Below are 16,621 nucleotides of genomic sequence, written 5' to 3'. Positions count from 1 at the left end.
AAAAGTTGTATAAACTTTTGAAAAAAACAGGAAAAGTAAGAAGAGGAGAATTTATAACGCCTCATGGAGTTATAGAAACACCTGTTTTTATGAATGTAGGAACTTTAGCTGCCATTAAGGGAGCTGTATCATCAGAAGATTTGGAAAAAATAGGATGCCAGGTAGAACTTTCTAATACATATCATTTGAGTTTAAGACCTGGAGATGAAATTGTAAAAAAACTTGGTGGACTTCACAAGTTTATGGATTGGAATAAGCCTATTCTCACAGATTCTGGTGGTTTTCAAGTATTTTCACTTGCGAATATAAGAAAAATTAAGGAAGAAGGAGTTTACTTTAATTCTCATATAGATGGAAGAAAGATTTTTATGGGACCTGAAGAAAGTATGAGAATTCAAAGTAATCTTGGATCCACGATTGCCATGGCATTTGATGAGTGTATAAAAAATCCTTCACCTAAAGATTATGTTATAAAATCTGTTGAGAGAACAACAAGGTGGCTTGTTAGATGTAAAAATGAAATGGATAGACTTAATTCACTTGAAGATACTATAAATAAAAAACAGATGTTATTTGGAATAAATCAAGGTGGAGTTTATGATGACATAAGAATAGAGCATGCGAAGGAAATAGCTAAAATGAATCTTGATGGCTATGCTATAGGTGGTCTTGCGGTTGGAGAAACTCATGAAGAGATGTATAGAATAATAGATTCCGTTGTTCCATACCTTCCACAGGATAAGCCTATATACCTTATGGGGGTTGGTCTTCCAAGTAATATACTTGAGGCAGTGTCAAGAGGGGTAGACTTTTTTGATTGTGTTTTACCAGCTAGAAATGGAAGGCATGCACATGTATTTACTAAGTATGGAAAGATAAATTTAAATAATGCTAAGTATGAGCTTGATGATTCACCTATAGATGAAGGTTGTGATTGTCCAACATGCAGAAGATACACAAGGGCATATATAAGACATTTGTTTAAGGCAAAAGAAATGCTTGCAATGAGACTTTGTGTTTTACATAATCTCTATTTTTATAACAAACTTATGAAGGATATAAGAGATGCTATTGATGGAGATTATTTTGAGGAATTTAAAGAAGAAAAATTGAGACTTTGGAATGGCAGAGCTTAATAGGATTGCCGACTCAATTATTAAGTTATGTATGCATCATAATGTCTTAAATATGTTGTTTTTGAAGCATGTATAACTTAAATTTCGTTATGGTAACTCTTAAATATTAGCTTATGAAACTTTAATCTTTAATAAAATTCAATATGTTAGTCCTATTGAATTTTATTAAAGAGATAAATAATTATATAATAAAAAGGAGTGATATTATGTCAGCAACAGCAATGACAATTATCTATTTTGTAGTTATACTTGGAATTTTTTATTTAGCTTTGTGGGTTCCGGAATCTAGGAGAAAAAAGAAATTTAAGCAAATGATGGATTCACTTAGAATAAATGATGAAGTTGTTACACGTGGAGGAATATTAGGTAAGATTGTAAATATACAGGACAATTATTTAGTTATTCAAAGTGGTCCAGACAAAACTAGGTTAAAAGTTCAGAAAAGTGCAATAGGAAATGTATTAACTAAAAAAGCTGAGGAGACTAAATAGAATATAATCTTTAGTAATAAAAGATCTCTTGTCTACATAAATAATATTATAGATAAACCGTTTCAAGTTTCAGGGTGGTTTATCTTTAGAAACATATAAAAATCTGTTTCTATTAATTGGACAGGGGGTGTTTTATTAGTGGACAATGTAAAAATATGTGTTTCAGCATCACTTGGAGTTTTAAGGGCATTTGTAATTACGCTTATTGTAATTCTAATATTTGCTTTTATATCAACTAAGATTCATTTCTCAGATGGCATAACAAATATGGTAATTATGGTTTCTACACTTATAAGTATAATGTATGGTGCTATTTATGCTTCTAAGAAATCTGGTGAAAAAGGATGGCTTAATGGACTTTTGGTAGGCATTCTTTATATTGTTATTTTTTATATTGTATCCATAATATGTGGTTCAAGTAGTAAACTTGAAGTTAGAGATTTTATAAGGGTTGTTTTAGCAGTTTTAGTTGGTACTCTTTCTGGAATGCTTGGTATTAATATTTAACATTTATTTAAGATTAATTAGCAATACTTTATTTAAAGTGCAAATTATGTTATAATCATACGGAAAACTTTATGAATGGAGGAATTATAAATGAAACATATAAAAAGTATTAATAAATCTAACATAAGGGAAAGTTTAAAAAAACCTGGATGCAGAGAGTGTGCAAATTCATGTCAATCAGCATGTAAAACTTCATGTACTGTTGCAAATTTAGCTTGTGAAAGTAAATAATTTTTATTTAAGATGAGGACAAACTACTTAGAACATTAAGTTCGATTAACTTATGATATCTTAATATGTGATGTTTTGAGGTGATCAATTTTTAAGTTTTAGGTGTTTTAACTAAAGATAAACCACCTTGAAACTTGAAATTTATTTGTAACAAAATGCCGTCTTCTGGGCATTATAGTGCACATAAATTTCAATAGTTGAAGCGGTTTATCTATACTTAAAATTTATTATATATTTTCATAATGTAAAAGGTTGTAAGGATTGAAAGGGCTTTTAGTCCTTTCAATTTTCATTTGTTACAGATAAAATAAAAGTTATTAGGAGGAAAATAAATTGGCATTAATACATAAATTTATTCAAGATAATGACATGTACGTAATAGATGTTAATTCTGGTTCTATTCATTTAGTTGACAGTTTAGTTTATGATATGCTTGATGAAGACGGATTTAAAACAAAAAATGAATTAATAAATAGATTAAAGGATAAGTATGATGAAAACCAAGTTTCAGAAGCTTATGATGAAATACAGGAACTTATAAAAGATGAAAATCTTTATTCTAAGGATTTATATGATAATATAGCAGGTAAAATATCACAGGGTCCATCATTTATAAAAGCATTATGTTTAAATATAGCACATGATTGTAATTTGAGATGTAAGTATTGTTTTGCAGATGAAGGAGAATACAAAGGCTGTAGAGAAATAATGTCTGCTGAAGTAGGAAAAAAAGCTATAGATTTTGTAATTAAACATAGCGGACCAAGAAAGAATATAGAAGTGGATTTGTTTGGTGGAGAACCACTTATGGCATTTGATGTTGTTAAAGAAATAGTAGAATACGCTAAAGTAAGAGAAAGAGAAGAAAATAAGAACATAAGATTTACAATGACTACTAATGCAACTCTTTTGACAGATGAAATAATGGATTATCTTGATAAAAATATGGGAAACATTGTGTTGAGTATAGATGGAAGGAAAGAAGTAAACGATAAAGTAAGAGTAAGAGTTGACGGAAGTGGATGTTATGATTCTATTCTTCCTAAAATTAAAAAGATGGTTAATATGAGAGATAAGTCAAAACAATACTATGCAAGAGGAACATTTACTAGGAATAACACTGATTTCTTTGAGGATATAAAACATCTTGCAGAAGAGGGATTTGATGAAATATCCGTAGAGCCTGTAGTTTTACCTGAGCAACATCCATTATCTTTAAGAGAGGAAGACCTTCCACAAATTTTTGAACAATATGATAAGCTATATAACGAAATGCTCAAAAATCATAAGGAAGGAAAAGAGTTTAAGTTTTATCATTTTAACATAAATATAAATGGAGGACCTTGCGTTTATAAAAGAATTTCTGGATGCGGTGCTGGTCATGAATATGTGGCAATAACACCATCTGGAGATATTTATCCATGCCATCAATTTGTAGGTAATAAGGAATTTATAATGGGAACAGTATTTGAAGATAATTTAGATACAAAGATTTCAAATGAGTTTAAAGAGGCTAATATATACAAAAAGCCTAAGTGTATGGAATGTTGGGCTAGATTTTACTGCAGCGGAGGGTGTCAGGCTAATAACTATAACTTTAATAAGGACATGCATATACCTTATGAATTAGGATGTAAAATGCAGAAAAAAAGAATAGAATGTGCAATTGCATTAAAATCTAAAATTATGGAAGAACAGAATATATAATGTATTGACTGCATTTAACATAAGAAGTATAATTAAAAAGTATGTAAATAGTTGTAAAATACTAGTTTAGATTAATAATTGAAGAACTTATGTCACATAATTATATTTACCTAATGAAGGGGGATAAACATGAAGAAGAAAAGTGCGATATTGCTTATACTTAGTGTATTAGTAATAGGAATTTTAGCTTATGTTGGAGCTTTCGGTCTTAATGTTGGTGATTACAGAGTAAAATCTTTTAATCAAATGTTAAATAAAGGTCTTGATTTACAGGGCGGAGTTTCTGTTGTAGAGGAAATTCAGGGGAAAGCTGATAATACGGCAATAGAAAAAACTATAGAGCTTATAAATCTTAGAATTAATAAGCTTGGAGTTAGTGAAACTTCAGTTACAAAAGAGGGAAGTAATAAAATAAGAATAGATGTTCCGGGAAAGTTTGACAAAGATGAGGTTATAAATCTTATAGGAAAAACTGGAAAATTAACTTTTAAAGATCCAAATAGTAAAGTTATACTTACAGGTGATGATGTAAAGGATGCTAGTGCATATATAAGCCAGGATACTCAAAAGCCTACTATAAGCTTGGAACTTAAACCTTCAGGAACAAAAAAGTTTGCGGCAGCCACTCAAAAGTATTTAGGACAAAAAATAACGATTTACATGGATGATCAGAAGCTTACAGATCCTACTGTAGATGCAGTAATAACAAATGGTCAGGCAATTATAGAAGGAAGTGCGAGTCTTGAAGAGGCAAAAAGCAGAGCTGATATAATAAAATCTGGTGCACTGCCAGTAAAGCTTAAGGTAGTGCAATCACAAACTGTAGGAGCATCTCTTGGAGCAGATGCACTCCCTAAAAGTATATTTGCAGGGGGAGTTGCTATAGCAGTGATATTTTTCTTCATGATTCTTGTATACAGAATGCCGGGTCTTATGGCAGATCTAGCTTTGGTTCTATTTACAGTGCTTGTGTTATTTGTATTTGTAACTATAAAGGCTACACTTACCCTTTCTGGTATTGCAGGACTTATTCTTACTATAGGTATGGCTGTAGATGCTAATGTACTTATATTTGAAAGATTTAAAGAAGAACTTAAGCTTGGTAAGTCTGTTCGGTCAGCTTTTGAAGCAGGATTCCATAGAGCGATGTCTTCAATAGTTGATTCAAATGTCACTACAATTATTGCAGGTGTTGTACTTTATGCTCTTGGAAGTGGTTCCGTAAAAGGTTTTGCACTTACACTTGTCATAGGTACTCTTATAAGTATGTTTACTGCAATTGTTGTGTCAAAACATTTAATAAGTTGGGCTATTAATGTTGGACTTATAAATAAGGCTTCACACTTTGGAGTAAATCTAAGGGGGGATAACAATGCTTAAAATTATTGAACGTACTAAAATTTGGTTCGCAATATCTTTATCCATAATAATATTAGGATTTGGTTTTATGGTATACAGAACTTCAACCACAGGCGCTCCCCTCAACTTTGGTATGGATTTTGCTGGAGGAAATGATATACAGATTAACATTGGCAAGGCTTTTAGCAAAGATGATGTACAAAAAATAGTAAATAAATATGTTAGTGATGGTACTGTAACTAAAATTGATGGAAACAAAGGTGTAGAAATTAAAAGTGGTCAGATGACAGATGCGCAGCAAACACAAGTGTTTAATGATGTGAAGAAAAAATATAATTTAAAAACAAAAGCACCAACTTCTACTGAAAGAATCAGCGGATCTGTAGGAAAAGAACTTGAAAAAAAGGCAATGTACGCTTTGATAGTTGCAAATATTTTTATGCTTTTATATATAGGATGGAGATTTGAATTTAAATTTGGCGCAGCTGCATTAATTTCACTTCTTCATGATGTGCTTATTACTCTTGCTTTTTATTCTGTTTTCAATAGGCCTGTTAATTCGCCATTTATAGCAGGTATGCTTACAATAATAGGTTATTCTATAAATGATACTATAGTTGTATTCGATAGAATAAGGGAAAATCAGAGAAAGAGTAGAAGAATGACTAATGCTGAACTTGCCAATACAAGTATTACTCAAACAATGACAAGATCAATATATACTGTTTTGACAGTAGTTATAGCAGTTACTTCGGTGCATATTTTTGTTCCTTCTATAAGAGAATTTACAGAACCATTGTTAGTTGGAATTATATCTGGATGTTATTCTTCTATATTTATAGCAAGTCCTTTATGGGTAATATTTAAGAATAGATCTGATAAGAAAAAAGCACTTAGAAAAGTGGCGGTTTCAAAATAAAAAAACAGCTTAAAGCTGTTTTTTTATTTGTATAAAACTGATTTGGCAAAAAATATGCTATTAATGGGCTTTTTTATTAATATAAAAGTTAAATAAGTTTTAAAAAAGTATTTGTAAAATGTTCCGAAATACATTATAATATATTTGTTTTCTACAAATTCGGAGGAATAAAAATGGAAAAAGCAGAAGAGATTTTACATTACTTTGAAGTGGATAAAATGTATAATCCATTTCTACTTAAAGGAATGGATCATACATTAAAAAGAATAGTTAGAGCCATTAATAATAGAGAAAAGATTGTTTTATACGGATATTATGATGTAGATAGTATAATAAGCATGTCTATAATTATGCTTGTATTAAAATATTTAAATGCTGATGTGGAATATTTTATACCAGATCACTTTAGTGAGAATTTTGAAATTAGTCCGCAATATATAAATAATAGTATAAAGTATCTTGGAGCTGATTTGCTTTTAGCCATAGGATGTGGAACAAATTCGGAAGATGGAATTTGTTTGTGCGAAAAGCTTGGCATTGATGTTATCATTGTTGATTATCATATGCAGCACAAAAAAATTAACAATGTGCTTATAGTTAATCCCAATCAAGATGGATGTAAATATCCATTTAAAGGGTTAGTTGGATGCGGAATTGTTTTTAAGCTATGTCAGGCAATTTCCACTTATTATGACATGAAGTGTATCAATAAGTACTTAGATTTAGTTGCTGTTGGAGTAATATCAAAGACGCAAAGGCCTTATAATGAAAATAAAATATTGATTGAAGAAGGTCTAAAAAGATTAGTAACTACTAATAATTATGGAATAAACGCATTAATAAAATTAAAGGGCATAAAAAAAATAGACTATGCAGCTATAAAAATTATTTCTACTTCTGTTGAACCAACTTTAAATGCTGTTGGAAGAATGGACAATGCTAAAATTGCTGTTGAACTATTTACCACCTCTGATAGTTATAGAGCACTTCAGATAGCAAAGTATTTAAATAATGAAGTTAATGGTAAACAGCGTATTGTTAATGTTTATTAACAAATTGTTTGCATATATATATTGTAATTATGATATTATACATATTAAAATTAAATAGTGTTAAGGATATATTTATAAAAATGTCTAAGGGGGAAGTTTGATGGATTTAAAAAGTAAAATAAGAGTTATAGAGGGTTTTCCTAAAGAAGGAATAAGTTTTAAGGATATTACAACTTTAATAGATGACAAAGAAGCATATAAATATACCATAGATTCGTTGGCAGAATATATTAAAGATAAAAATGTTGATGTAGTAGTTGGACCAGAAGCTAGAGGATTTATATTTGGAGCTCCACTAGCATATAAAATTGAAGCATCATTTGTTCCTGTAAGAAAGAAGGGAAAGCTTCCATGTGAAACAGTAGCAGTAGAATACGACCTTGAGTATGGAAAAGATTCTTTAGAGATACATAAGGATGCTATAAAACCAGGTCAGAAGGTTGTTATAGTCGATGATTTATTGGCCACAGGTGGAACAATTGAAGCAGTTGCAAAATTGATCGAAAAGTTAGGCGCAGAACTTGTAGGAATTGAGTTTGTTATAGAGCTTACAGATTTAAAGGGAAGAGATAAATTAAAAAATTACGATGTAATGTCATTAGTTAAATATAATGTTTAAATATATTGTATTAATAACTTTACAAGTAATAAATTAGAATGTATACTAATGTATATAATATTAGAAAATAGGTGGCTGGTTTTTTGACCAGCCTTTGATTTTAGGAGAGTATGATAGATGGCAGAGTTATCCGATTTGATAGAAAAAATAAATCAAAATTGTAACAATGTAGATAAAAATTTTGTCACAAAGGCATATGATTTTGCTCTTAAAGCGCATGAAACCCAAAAAAGAGAATCAGGTGAGCCATATATAAATCATCCTGTTGATGTAGCATGCATATTAGCGGAAATGGGCATGGATACAAGTACTATAACAGCGGGAATTCTTCATGATGTTATAGAAGATACAAACTATAGTTATGAGGATATAGCCAACATATTTAGCAAAGAGGTTGCTGATTTAGTTGAAGGAGTTACTAAACTTGAAAAGATAACTTATAAAACCAAAGAGGAACAGCAAGCTGATAATGTTAGAAAAATGCTTCTTGCAATGGCAAAGGACATAAGGGTAATAATAATTAAGCTTGCAGACAGACTTCATAATATGCGTACCCTCAAATATAAAGCTGTACAAAAGCAAAAACAAAAGGCTAAAGAAACTCTTGATATATATGCCCCTCTTGCTCATAGACTTGGTATGTCAAAAATAAAATGGGAACTTGAAGATTTATCCTTTAGATATTTAAAACCAGAAGAATATTACTCATTAGTAGAAGCTATTGCTGAAAAAAGAGTAGAAAGGGAAGAATACACAAAAAAAATTTTAGAGCAGCTTAAAGAAAATTTAGCTAAATCGGGAATAGAATCTGATATAGATGGTAGACCGAAGCATTTTTATAGTATATATAGAAAAATGGTTAATAAAAGTAAGACTATAGATCAGATTTTTGATTTGACTGCAGTAAGGATACTAGTCAATACGGTTAAGGACTGTTATGCAGCTTTAGGAATAGTTCATACAATGTATAAGCCTATGCCTGGACGATTTAAAGATTATATTGCCATGCCAAAGCCTAATATGTATCAATCACTTCATTCCACAGTAATAGGTCCAGAAGGAAAGCCATTTGAAATTCAAATAAGAACTCACGATATGCATAAGACAGCTGAATATGGTATAGCAGCTCATTGGAAGTACAAAGAGGGAATAGTTGAAACTCCTCAGTCAAGTGCTAAAGAAGGGGAAAGCAGTGACACAAAACTCACATGGATAAGAGAAATGCTTGATTGGCAGAGAGAAACTCCAAATGCTGAAGAATTTATGGAGAACTTTAAAATAGACTTGTTTTCAGATGAGGTATTTGTTTTTACACCTAATGGAAAAGTTATAAACTTGCCATATAATGCTACCCCAGTTGATTTTGCATATAAAATACATACAGATGTTGGAAATAAGTGCGTAGGCGCAAAAATAAATGGAAAAATAGTTCCACTTGATTATAAACTAAAAACAGGAGAGATAGTAGAAATACTTACAACATCACTTCCTAAAGGACCAAATATAGAATGGCTTACATATGTTACAAGTAATCAAGCTAAGAGCAAAATAAGAGCGTGGTTTAAAAAGGCTAAAAGAGATGAGAACATTGCCAAGGGGAAAGAAATGCTTGAAAAAGAGGCTAAGAAGCGTGAGTTTAACTTTGGAGAAATGGCTAAGGGAGAAATACTTGATATAATACTTAAGAAGTATAATATGAATTCTATTGTGGATATATACGCCAATGTTGGAATTGGCTCTGTAACAGCTGCTATGATAATTGACAGATTTAAGGAAATTTATGATAAATCTAGAAAAGATGCTAATAAAGCTTCAAATGAAGAGATACTAAAAGATGTAAAGGAACAAATAAATAAAGATAACAGAAATAGAAAAGAAGTTGGAGCTTCACAAAAACTTGGCATAACTGTAAAAGGAGTTTCTGATGTTTTAGTTAGATTTGCAAAATGTTGCAATCCTGTGCCTGGAGACGCTATCATAGGATACATAACTAAAGGAAGAGGAGTATCTGTTCATAGAACGGACTGCTCAAATATGAATAACCTTATAAAAGAGGATAGTTCAAGGATTATAGAAGTAAATTGGGGAAAAGCAAAGAATGAAAGTTATATAGCAGAGCTTGAAATAAGAGGCGATGATAGACAGGGACTTTTAGCAGATGTAGTTGAAGTTATAACTGCTATGAATATATCTATGGATTCAATTAATGCAAAAACTTCAAAAAATAATTCTGCTTTTGTAAATGTAAAAATGAAAATACAGGATGTTGAGCACCTTGCTATATTAATGAAGAAGATAAAAAAATTAAATGGCATAACTGATGTGTATAGAACAAATAGTTAGGGTTTGAGGTGATATTTGTGAGAGCAGTTATTCAAAGAGTAAATTTTTCGTCGGTTGAAGTTGACGGGAAAGTTGTTGGAAAAGTAGAAAAAGGTCTTAATGTTCTCCTTGGAATAACCAAGGATGATTCTGAAGAAGATATAAAATACCTAAAGGACAAAATAGTAAACCTTAGAATTTTTGAGGATGAAAAGGATAAAATGAATAAATCCTTAAAAGATGTAAGTGGAGAACTTCTTATAATATCTCAATTTACACTTTATGGAGATTGTAGAAGAGGTAGAAGACCTAACTTTATGAGTGCACTAAATGGAGAAGAAGCGAAAAAGCTTTATGATGAATTTGTTAACCAGTGCAAAGATGAAATAGACAAGGTGGAAACTGGAATATTTGGAGCAGATATGAAGGTCTCTATTGAAAATGATGGCCCTGTAACTATTATTATAGATAGCAAAAAGGCTTTTTAAGGAGGGGATTATAATGAAGATAGGTATAATACCTGTAGGAAGTTACATGACTAATTGCTATATTGTTATAGATGAAATTACTAATGAAAGCATAATAATAGATCCTGGAGATGATGCTGAGAGGCTTTTAGATGAATTTAACAAAACCGGTTCTCATCTTAATTTTATAATTCTTACTCATGGTCATGCGGATCATACTGCTGCTGTGGCTGAGTTTAGAAGTAAATATGCAGTTGATGTATATATGTCAAAAAAAGATTCTGAACTTATAGAAAAAGAAGAGTATATGTTTGGCGAAAAGAATGAAAATGCAAACAAGTTTATTAAGGACGGCGATGTTTTAAAGTTTGGAAGCAAAAATGTAAAGTGTATAGAAACTCCAGGACATACACCAGGTGGAATGTGCTATCTCATAGAAAACAGTTTGTTTTCTGGTGATACTTTATTTAATAATTCAGTTGGAAGAACAGATTTCCCTGGAGGGGATTATGCTGCCATAATAAGTAGCATTAAAAATAAGCTTATGAAGCTTGATGATAATATAAAGGTTTATCCAGGGCATGGTTCAGAAACAACAATAGGATTTGAAAGACGATCAAATCCGTTTTTGTAGGAAGCAGGCTGTATAATGATAAAAATTAAACTAAATAATGATCTCTATTCATATGATGTCTATCACATATCAAATTTATTTTTTGATTCTATAGAGTTAATTGACTCAAATGATTGGAACTATAGTGTAAGAGTCGAAGAAAATTCAGTTTATATAACTTCTAGTGAGAAAGTTGAAAGTTATAAGTTTGATAAGGAATTAAAGGATAAATCTAATGTGAAAATTGCAGTTTTTAAGTATTTTACAAAACTTACAGGAAAAATGCTTCCATGGGGAACCTTAATAGGTATACGACCTAGTAAAATAGCTTTAAATCTTATGGAAGAAAAAAAGACAGATAAAGAGATAATAAATTATTTTAAACATCATAGTTTAACAAAAGAAAATAAAACTAAATTGTGTATAGAAGTTGCTAAAAGAGAGAAAAAAATTGTAAATGATGATGTAAGAACCGTCAGCATTTATATTGGTATGCCGTTTTGTCCAACAAGGTGTCTTTATTGTTCTTTTATATCGGATACTATAGCAAACTGTAGGGGGCTTGTAGATGGCTACCTTGAGGCTATGATATACGAAATAGAAAAAACAGCAGATTTTATACATAAGAAAGGTCTCACTATTGAAAGCATATATTTTGGTGGGGGAACGCCTACGTCTGTAGATAATAATCAGTTTGAATATGTTATGAAAAGTATATATGACAATTTGCTTAAGACTAAGGTAAAAGAATTTACTGTCGAATGTGGAAGACCAGATAGTATAACTTATGAAAAACTTATATCAATGAAGAGATATGGGGTAAACAGGATAAGTATAAATCCTCAAACTATGAATGATGATACCTTAAAGCTAATAGGAAGAAACCACTCGGCAAAGGACGTAATTGATAAGTTTAATTTGTCAAGAAAAGTAGGATTTGATAATATTAATATGGATATTATTATAGGACTTCCAGGTGAAAATACTTTAAAAGTTAAAAACACCTGCAGCGAGATAATAAAATTAAGGCCTGAAAGCATTACTGTTCATGGGCTTGCACTTAAACGAGGCTCTAAAATGTTTGAAAATGTGCTTAATAATGTAAAAATGAAGCTTCCAGATCAAAATGAGTTAAACGACATGCATGATACAACTTTAGATTGTGCTTATACCTTGAATATGAAGCCTTACTATATGTATAGGCAAAAAAATATGGTTGGAAATCTTGAAAATGTTGGTTACTCTATTGATGGAAAAGAATGTATATACAATGTTGAAATGATAGAAGATAAGCAAACAATAATAGCTATAGGCTCCAATGGGGTATCAAAGATAATATTTAGAGATACCAATAGAATAGAGAGATATGGTAATTTGAAGGATGTAAGAGAATACACTAGAAGAATCGAAGAAAAGGTTGATGGAAAGATAAAATTTCTTGAAACCTTATATAAGGCATCTTCAAAAAAATAACAAGTCCATCTAGCGGCTAATTTTGCGTAATATTTCGTCAACTGAATCCGCTAAGACTACTTAGTATTAACGGAACCAGTTTCCTCGTATTACACAAAATTATTTCGCAATATGGAAGTGTGATTTTATTTCAGATGCCTAAATAACTAAATTTTTAGGAGGAATAATAAATGGGAGAATCTTTAAGAGGACTAAAGAGAACTACCATGTGCGGTGATCTTAGAGAAAGCCATATTGGAAATGTAGAGACTGTTATGGGATGGGTTCAAAGAAAGAGAAATCTCGGAGGACTTGTTTTTGTTGATTTAAGGGATAGAGAAGGAATACTTCAAGTTGTATTTGGAGAAGAAATTAATAGTGAAGCTTTTAAAAAAGCAGACCTTGTTAAAAGTGAATACTGCATTGCTGTTACAGGTAAAATTGTTAAAAGAGAATCACCAAATGAAAACATGCCAACAGGTATGGTAGAACTTCAAGGAGAAAACGTAAAAATATTATCTGAAAGTGAAACTCCACCAATATACATAAAAGAAGACTTAGATGCTGCTGAAAGTATAAGACTTAAATACAGATATCTTGATCTTAGAAGACCAGATATGCAGAGGATATTTAAAATAAGACATAAAACTGCCAAAGTAATTAGAGAGTTCCTTGATGAAAAAGGATTCTTAGAAATGGAAACACCTATGCTTACTAAAAGCACACCTGAAGGAGCAAGAGATTATTTAGTTCCAAGTAGAAATTTTCCGGGAAAGTTTTATGCACTTCCTCAATCTCCACAGTTATTTAAGCAGCTTTTAATGGTATCTGGATACGATAAATATTTTCAAATAGTAAAATGTTTCAGAGATGAAGATCTAAGAGCAAATAGACAGCCAGAATTTACTCAAGTTGATATGGAACTTTCCTTTGTTGAAGAAGATGATGTAATTGCAGTAAATGAAGAACTTATAAAAAGGGTATTCAAAGACGTTGCAGGAGTTGATGTTAAGCTTCCAATAGAAAGAATGCCATGGAAAGTTGCTATGGAAAAGTATGGCTCAGATAAACCAGATTTAAGGTTTGGCATGGAAATAAATGATATAACAAAAGCTATTGAAAGTTCTGATTTTAAAGTATTTAAATCTGCAATAGAAGTAGGTGGAAGTGTTAGAGCTATTAAAGTTCCAAACTCTGCTGGAATGGGCAGAAAGCAGATAGATAAGCTTGGCGAATTTGTAAAGACTTATAAGGCAAAGGGGCTTGCATGGATAGCTTATAAAGAAGATGAAATAAAATCACCTATAGCAAAATTTCTAAAGGAAGATGAATTAAATGCTATATTGAAATCAATAGACGCTAAAGTTGGAGATTTAATCTTAATTGTTGCAGATAAAGATTCTGTAGTTCTTCAAGCTTTAGGTGCACTTAGACTTCATATGTGCAAAGAACTTGATCTTTTAAAGGATAACAAAGAATTTAGATTTGTATGGGTTACAGAATTCCCATTGTTATCTTATAATGAAGAAGAGGGAAGATTTCAGGCTGAGCATCATCCATTCACTATGCCTATGGATGAAGATATTCAATATCTTGAAAGTGATCCTGGAAGAGTTAGAGCTAAGGCTTACGATATAGTTTTAAATGGAGAAGAGCTTGGAGGAGGAAGTGTAAGAATACATGATACGGCACTTCAAGAAAGAATGTTTAAAGTCCTTGGATTTACAAAAGAAAGTGCATGGGAAAGATTTGGATTCCTTCTTGAGGCCTTTAAGTTTGGACCACCACCACACGCAGGTTTAGCATATGGCTTTGATAGAATGATAATGTTCCTTGCTGGAACTGAAAATATAAAGGATGTAATAACCTTCCCTAAAAATCAAAATGCATATTGCCCATTAACTGAAGCACCAAATGTAGTAGACGAAAAACAGCTTTGCGAACTTGGAATCAACATAACTAAAGAAGAAGAAAAGCAGTAGAAGTTTTAGATTGTTATTATTAAAGTTTTATAAGTAATATTTTTTTAGTGCACAATGCACAGTTCACAGTTAAGGATGATTTATCTTTCCTACGTCAGATAAATCTTAAAACTTAATGATGTTCAGCTACTGTGCATTGTGCACTGATTTTATAAATAATATTTTTGGAGAGTGAATTTTTTGGAAAGTAAAGAAGAAAAAAATAAAAGGGATTTAATAATAAGGCTTAGAAAAATTGAGGGGCAAGTAAAAGGTATAGAGAAGATGATTGAAAATGGAGCCTCTTGCAAAGATGTAGTTGTACAAATTGCAGCTGTTAGAGCAGCAGTAAATAAAATAGGTGGACTTATGCTTAAAAGCTATGCTAAAAATTGTGTGTCATACGATAATATATGCCTTATTGAAGATGATGATAGAGAAAAAAAGGTCGATGACCTTATTTCTACTCTTATGATGTTTGTAAAATAAATTACTATCTTTTTAGTAATACCTTTCTTAATTTTATTAATTTTGTTATCGATGAAACAAAGACTATGGCAACAGCTATGGAGCCAGCATACATAAAGGTCTGAAATCCCCAGTGAGCTGCCTTTGTAAGATTACCACTTATGGTTTCATACATTGTGTAATACATTCCATTTCCAGGTACTAAAGGTATTATTCCACATAATATAAAAACAGTAACTGGTTTCTTAAGTATTCTAGCCATTGCCTCTGAATATATAGAGACAGTTATAGATGCAGCAAATAAAGATACAGTTACAGAGTTGTTGTAATGAATTGATATAAGATATACAAACCATCCCAAACCACCACCTATAGCTGAAAAAATCATGGCCTTACCTTTTATGTGATACAATACGGCAAAAGCAAAGGATGCCATAGTTGCATAAATAGAATTCAATATCATATGTTTATTCCTCCAAAGAAAGCAATCCAAATTTTAAATACAATACCAGTACCGACAGCAATTCCGACAGCAGTGAGAAATGCCTCAAGACCACGTGTAACTCCAGATACAAGGTCTCCAGCTATAGTATCTCTAACGGCATTTGTAATAGCAAGTCCAGGAACTAAAAGCATTATAGAACCTATTATGCTTTTGTCAACGGAATGTATTACTCCTAACTTATAAAAAATTAAGGCTGTGAGAGCTGAAATAGAGCCGCCTATAATGTTAACGAAAAAATCGTTTAGATTTATTTTTGAAAAAACAATTGAAACATACTTTATTAAAAAACCTATAATTAATGACACAAAAAAATCAGTCAAACCTCCGCCAAAAATAAGAGTGAAAAAAGCTGCGCCTATGCCAGCAAAAAAAATCATTGTAAGATTTGAATAACTCTTATCACTTTCAATTACTTTTAACTCTTTTTCAACGTCATCTATAGATAATCTGCTTTTTTGTATTGTTCTAGATAAATTATTTATTTTTGATATTTTTTCTAAATTTACAGTTCTGCTTTGAACTCGTCTTACAGCAGAGACTATTTCACCATTGTTACATGTAATGGAAAGCATTATACCTGTAGGGGTTACAAAACTATCAGCATCCTTTATATCAAAGGCTGTACAAATTTTCACCATGGTTTCTTCAACTCTGTAGGTTTCAGCCCCATTTTCAAGTATTATTTTACCAGCATGTGCTGCTAGGTTTAAAACTTTGTTTTCTTGCATAAATATTCATACCTTTCTAAAGACAAATACAGAAACCATTATAACATAAACTTTTATTTGAATTCCATAATATTTTGTTATATA

General features: G+C 31.1%; 17 protein-coding genes. 15 read left to right on the top strand and 2 right to left on the bottom strand.

Going from position 1 to position 16,621, the window contains the following annotated elements:
- Positions 1 to 5 precede the first annotated feature (5 nt).
- The 15 genes from tgt (at position 6) to LQK79_RS01245 (ending at position 15,325) form a co-directional block, all read left to right on the top strand.
- Positions 6 to 1,136: a tRNA guanosine(34) transglycosylase Tgt gene (tgt, locus tag LQK79_RS01315; protein WP_053241037.1), complete on the top strand. Its 1,131-nt coding sequence runs from the start codon at positions 6 to 8 to the stop codon at positions 1,134 to 1,136.
- A 206-nt stretch (positions 1,137 to 1,342) separates the two neighbouring features.
- On the top strand, positions 1,343 to 1,627 hold the full coding sequence (gene yajC, locus LQK79_RS01310) for a preprotein translocase subunit YajC (RefSeq protein ID WP_053241036.1): 285 nt from the start codon (positions 1,343 to 1,345) through the stop codon (positions 1,625 to 1,627).
- 138 nt (positions 1,628 to 1,765) lie between these two features.
- On the top strand, positions 1,766 to 2,134 hold the full coding sequence (locus LQK79_RS01305) for a TIGR04086 family membrane protein (protein WP_231015197.1): 369 nt from the start codon (positions 1,766 to 1,768) through the stop codon (positions 2,132 to 2,134).
- 90 nt (positions 2,135 to 2,224) lie between these two features.
- Positions 2,225 to 2,365: a six-cysteine ranthipeptide SCIFF gene (scfA, locus tag LQK79_RS01300; protein ID WP_053241034.1), complete on the top strand. Its 141-nt coding sequence runs from the start codon at positions 2,225 to 2,227 to the stop codon at positions 2,363 to 2,365.
- A 333-nt stretch (positions 2,366 to 2,698) separates the two neighbouring features.
- The gene (scfB, locus tag LQK79_RS01295; RefSeq protein ID WP_231015196.1) at positions 2,699 to 4,072 is read left to right on the top strand and encodes a thioether cross-link-forming SCIFF peptide maturase; all 1,374 of its coding nucleotides are present in this window, start codon (positions 2,699 to 2,701) and stop codon (positions 4,070 to 4,072) included.
- 129 nt (positions 4,073 to 4,201) lie between these two features.
- Positions 4,202 to 5,452, top strand: coding sequence for a protein translocase subunit SecD (gene secD, locus LQK79_RS01290; protein WP_231015195.1), 1,251 nt, complete (start codon positions 4,202 to 4,204; stop codon positions 5,450 to 5,452).
- On the top strand, positions 5,445 to 6,350 hold the full coding sequence (gene secF, locus LQK79_RS01285; protein ID WP_231015194.1) for a protein translocase subunit SecF: 906 nt from the start codon (positions 5,445 to 5,447) through the stop codon (positions 6,348 to 6,350). The genes secD and secF overlap by 8 nt, the downstream gene beginning before the upstream one ends.
- Positions 6,351 to 6,523: 173 nt before the next feature.
- The gene (locus LQK79_RS01280; protein WP_231015193.1) at positions 6,524 to 7,402 is read left to right on the top strand and encodes a DHH family phosphoesterase; all 879 of its coding nucleotides are present in this window, start codon (positions 6,524 to 6,526) and stop codon (positions 7,400 to 7,402) included.
- A 100-nt stretch (positions 7,403 to 7,502) separates the two neighbouring features.
- On the top strand, positions 7,503 to 8,021 hold the full coding sequence (locus tag LQK79_RS01275; protein WP_231015192.1) for an adenine phosphoribosyltransferase: 519 nt from the start codon (positions 7,503 to 7,505) through the stop codon (positions 8,019 to 8,021).
- Between the two features lie 117 nt (positions 8,022 to 8,138).
- A complete protein-coding gene (locus LQK79_RS01270) occupies positions 8,139 to 10,364 on the top strand; it encodes a RelA/SpoT family protein (RefSeq protein WP_231015191.1) in 2,226 nt (741 codons plus the stop codon).
- A gap of 17 nt (positions 10,365 to 10,381) precedes the next feature.
- Positions 10,382 to 10,831: a D-aminoacyl-tRNA deacylase gene (gene dtd / locus LQK79_RS01265; RefSeq protein WP_053241028.1), complete on the top strand. Its 450-nt coding sequence runs from the start codon at positions 10,382 to 10,384 to the stop codon at positions 10,829 to 10,831.
- A gap of 13 nt (positions 10,832 to 10,844) precedes the next feature.
- The gene (locus tag LQK79_RS01260; protein ID WP_231015189.1) at positions 10,845 to 11,444 is read left to right on the top strand and encodes an MBL fold metallo-hydrolase; all 600 of its coding nucleotides are present in this window, start codon (positions 10,845 to 10,847) and stop codon (positions 11,442 to 11,444) included.
- A 12-nt stretch (positions 11,445 to 11,456) separates the two neighbouring features.
- A complete protein-coding gene (locus LQK79_RS01255) occupies positions 11,457 to 12,896 on the top strand; it encodes a coproporphyrinogen III oxidase (protein ID WP_231015288.1) in 1,440 nt (479 codons plus the stop codon).
- 170 nt (positions 12,897 to 13,066) lie between these two features.
- The gene (gene aspS / locus LQK79_RS01250; protein WP_231015187.1) at positions 13,067 to 14,857 is read left to right on the top strand and encodes an aspartate--tRNA ligase; all 1,791 of its coding nucleotides are present in this window, start codon (positions 13,067 to 13,069) and stop codon (positions 14,855 to 14,857) included.
- A 180-nt stretch (positions 14,858 to 15,037) separates the two neighbouring features.
- Positions 15,038 to 15,325 (top strand): metal-sensitive transcriptional regulator, encoded by a 288-nt coding sequence (locus tag LQK79_RS01245; RefSeq protein ID WP_053241026.1) that lies wholly within the window; start codon positions 15,038 to 15,040, stop codon positions 15,323 to 15,325.
- 4 nt (positions 15,326 to 15,329) lie between these two features.
- Here the strand turns inward: LQK79_RS01245 and LQK79_RS01240 are convergent, their stop codons facing one another.
- Entirely contained in the window at positions 15,330 to 15,767 is a 438-nt protein-coding gene (locus LQK79_RS01240) for a threonine/serine exporter family protein (protein WP_231015184.1), read from the bottom strand.
- Positions 15,764 to 16,537, bottom strand: a complete 774-nt coding sequence (locus LQK79_RS01235) for a threonine/serine exporter family protein (protein ID WP_231015178.1) — start codon at positions 16,535 to 16,537, stop codon at positions 15,764 to 15,766. Before LQK79_RS01235 ends, LQK79_RS01240 begins: the two co-directional genes overlap by 4 nt.
- Positions 16,538 to 16,621: the final 84 nt, after the last annotated feature.

Source organism: Clostridium guangxiense, assembly GCF_021043395.1.
Classification (GTDB): Bacteria; Bacillota; Clostridia; order Clostridiales; family Clostridiaceae; genus Clostridium_S; species Clostridium_S guangxiense.
The sequence above is the reverse complement of the archived record's forward strand: the minus strand, read 5'-3'. Positions and strand labels throughout refer to the sequence as shown.